This is a genomic window from Nocardiopsis lucentensis DSM 44048, from assembly GCF_000341125.1.
GTDB classification, from domain to species: domain Bacteria; phylum Actinomycetota; class Actinomycetes; order Streptosporangiales; family Streptosporangiaceae; genus Nocardiopsis; species Nocardiopsis lucentensis.
Genome location: NZ_ANBC01000116.1, coordinates 1,491 through 4,673, shown reverse-complemented (window position 1 = coordinate 4,673; position 3,183 = coordinate 1,491). Strand labels below are relative to the sequence as shown.

The window sequence follows — 3,183 nt, the reverse complement described above, 5'->3', positions numbered from 1 at the left end:
GCCGCGGCCGCCGCCGTCCTCCCGCTGGCCCTGTCGGCCTGCGGAGGTGAGGACGGTGGAAACACCAACGCCGACGGCACGTGGGAGCCGAACGGCCCGATCGAGATCACCGCCCCCGCCGGGACCGGAGGCGGCTGGGACACGCTCGCTCGCACGAGCGCCCGGCTGCTGGAGTCGGAGGGCCTGGTCGACCAGTCGATCCAGGTGGTCAACAAGCCGGGCGCGGGCGGCGCGATCGGCTGGGCCTACATCGCGGGCAACGAGGGCGACCCGCAGAAGCTGTTCGTGACCAGCCCGCCCATCCTGCTGGTGCCGATGGCGGGCGACTCCGAGTACGACCACGAGGACTTCACCCCGATCGCGCGGCTGGCCACCGACTACATCGTCTACCTGGTTCCCGCCGACTCGGAGCTGGAGACCTTCGACGACCTGGTCGAGACGGTGGACGAGGGCGACGCCAACATCGGCGGCGGCTCCGCTCCCGGAAGCATGGACCACGTCGCGCTGGCGGGCGCGATCGACGCCGCGGGCGGTAACGCGGCCGCGGCCAGCTACGTGCCCTTCGACGGCGGCGGCGAGGCCATGACCGCCCTGCTCGGCGGACACGTGGACGCGGCGGTCGTCGGTGTCAGCGAGGCCGCGGGCATGCTCGAGGCCGGTGAGCTCCGCGCGCTCGCCGTCTCCTCTCCGGAGCCGGTGGAGGCCATCGCGGACGTGCCCACCCTCCTCGACCAGGACGTCGACTTCACCTTCGACATCTGGCGCGGTGTGATGGCTCCCTCGGGGCTGGACGAGGCCCAGGTCACCTACTACGAGGACCTGTTCGCCGACCTGCTGGAGACGCAGGCCTGGCAGGAGGAGTCGGCGTCGCTCGGCTGGACCGACGCCTACCAGAACAGTGCGGACTTCGGGGCGTTCCTGGACGAGAAGCGCTCCGAGTTCACCGAGATCCTGACCGAGGTCGGGCTCCAGTGACGACGGAGGACACCATGACCCCGCGTGAGACGGGCTCTGAGGGGGCGGCCCCGCTCCGCCCCCTCGGGGGGTCCCAGACCCCCCAGGCCCCCGCCAGGAGCGAGGGCCTCGCCGCGACCGCAGGCCCCGGGAACAAGAGGACCTTCGGGTTCGGCAACCGGACGGTGGCGATCGCGCTCGGCGTGTTCGCGCTCGGCTACCTGGTCCTCGCCTTCCAGGTGCCCGAGTACACGGCGGTGAACGTCCCCGTGCAGCCGGGCACCCTGCCGCGTTGGCTCGGTGTGGTGCTGCTGGTGCTGGCGGCGCTGCTGTTCTTCCAACGCACCCCGGACGCGACGGACGACGAGGCGGCCCCGGAGGCCGACGTGACGGCCGGCGACGAGGCGGGCGCGGAGGAGGGCGGTTCGGCCGAGGCCGGGAGGGAACCCGCGGCCGCTCCGGGCGGCGACTCCGCCGGCGCCGGCACGGCCGCACTGGGGCGTCTGAAGGACCCGCGCCTGGAGGTCGCGCTGTTCGTCGGGGCGCTCATCGTCTACGTGGCGCTGTTCGAACCCCTCGGGTTCATCCTGTCCACGGCCCTGTACCTGGGTTCGATGACCGTCTACCTGGGTTACCGGCGCCACGTGGCGACCGCCGCGGTCGCGATCGGCCTGCCCCTGACCCTGTATCTGGCCATGTCCGAGGGGCTGGGCGTCGTCCTGCCGAGCGGGCCGCTGCCGTTCTGACCCCACCGAGGCGAAAGACACCCTCACCATGCTCGATCAACTCGTCCAGGGGTTCGCGGTAGCGGTCACCCCGCAGAACCTGCTCTTCGTCTTCATCGGCGTGCTCGCCGGCACGGTCATCGGCATCCTGCCGGGGCTGGGCCCGATGAGCGCGATCGCGCTGATGATCCCCATCGCCTACGGTATGGACCCGACCTCGGCGATCATCATGCTGGCCGGGGTCTACTACGGGGCGATCTTCGGCGGATCCACGTCGTCCATCCTGCTCAACGCGCCGGGTGTGGCCGGTACCGTCGCCACGTCGTTCGACGGCTACCCCATGGCCCGCCAGGGCAAGGCGGGCAAGGCGCTGGCGATCGCCGCGCTGTCGTCCTTCACGGGCGGCACGATCGGCGTCATCGGCCTGATGATGATCGCTCCCAGCCTGGCCTCGTTCGCGGTCAGCTTCGGCCCGACCGAGTACTTCGCATTGATGGTGCTGGGCCTGACCGCCGTGGTCTCCCTGGCCGGGCGCAACCTCGTCAAGGGGCTCGTCTCGGCGGTCGTGGGTGTGATGATCGCGCTCGTGGGCATCGACTCCCAGACCGCGATCACCCGGTTCACCTTCGACCTTCCCGAACTGTTCGAGGGCGTGGAGTTCCTCATCGTGGCGCTCGGCGTGTTCGCCCTGGCCGAGGTGTTCGTGATGCTGAACCGCCGCGGCCGGGGCGGAGCCCAGGGCGGTGTCACCTCGCTCCGGCTGAGCGGGCGGGAGATGGCGCGGATCACCCCGCCGACGCTGCGTTCGGGTGTCCTGGGCTTCTTCACCGGTGTGCTGCCGGGCGCGGGCGCGACCGTGGCGTCCTTCCTCTCCTACTCGGCGGAGAAGCGCATCGCCAGGGACGGTGACACGTTCGGGCAGGGCAACCCCAAGGGTGTGGCCGCCCCGGAGTCGGCCAACAACGCCGCCGCCGTGGGCTCGTTCGTCCCGCTGATGACGCTGGGCGTGCCAGGTTCGGGCACGACGGCGATCCTGCTCGGCGCGCTGCTGGTGCTGGGCGTGCAGCCGGGCCCGCTGATGCTCACCGACAACCCGGACATGTTCTGGGGCCTGGTCGCGTCGATGTACATCGGCAGCGCGGTGCTGCTCGTGCTGAACCTGCCGCTGATCCCGGTGTTCGCCAAGGTGTTGAAGACGCCGAAGGCGGTCCTGATCCCGCTGGTCGTCGTATTCTGCGTGGTGGGGGTGTACGGGCTCAGCTTCAGCGTGTTCGACCTGGGCCTGCTGACCGCGTTCGGCGTGATCGGGTTCCTCATGCGGCAGAACGACTTCCCGGCCGCGCCGATGATCCTGGGGCTGATCCTGGGCGGGCTCATGGAGAAGTCCATGCGCCAGGCGCTGCAGATCTCCGGCGGGGACTGGTCGGTGTTCGTGACCGAGCCGATCTCCGCGGGGCTCGTCGCCCTGGCGGTGCTGTCGATGGTTCCGTCGCTGGTGCGGGCG

At 70.8% G+C, this 3,183-nt stretch carries 3 protein-coding genes (1 of these 3 cut by a window edge); all 3 read left to right on the top strand.

Features of this window, described 5'->3' with window-relative positions; translation table 11 throughout:
• The coding region (locus D471_RS0103690) for a tripartite tricarboxylate transporter substrate binding protein (protein WP_017597377.1) at positions 1-975 on the top strand (975 nt) is incomplete at its 5' end.
• Between the two features lie 14 nt (positions 976-989).
• Complete coding sequence (locus D471_RS32895) at positions 990-1,700, top strand: tripartite tricarboxylate transporter TctB family protein (protein WP_152486211.1); 711 nt, start codon at positions 990-992, stop codon at positions 1,698-1,700.
• Positions 1,701-1,728: 28 nt separating this feature from the next.
• Positions 1,729-3,183, top strand: the 5' portion of a protein-coding gene (locus D471_RS0103680; protein ID WP_017597375.1) for a tripartite tricarboxylate transporter permease. Its footprint extends 102 nt past the window's final position; 1,455 of the gene's 1,557 nt are visible here — the first part of the coding sequence; the start codon lies at positions 1,729-1,731; its stop codon lies beyond the right edge, outside the window.

Bases quoted from the DNA above. Each gene is read 5' to 3' on its own strand.
- D471_RS32895 (WP_152486211.1), top strand. From the start codon at position 990: ATGACCCCGCGTGAGACGGGCTCTGAGGGGGCGGCCCCGCTCCGCCCC.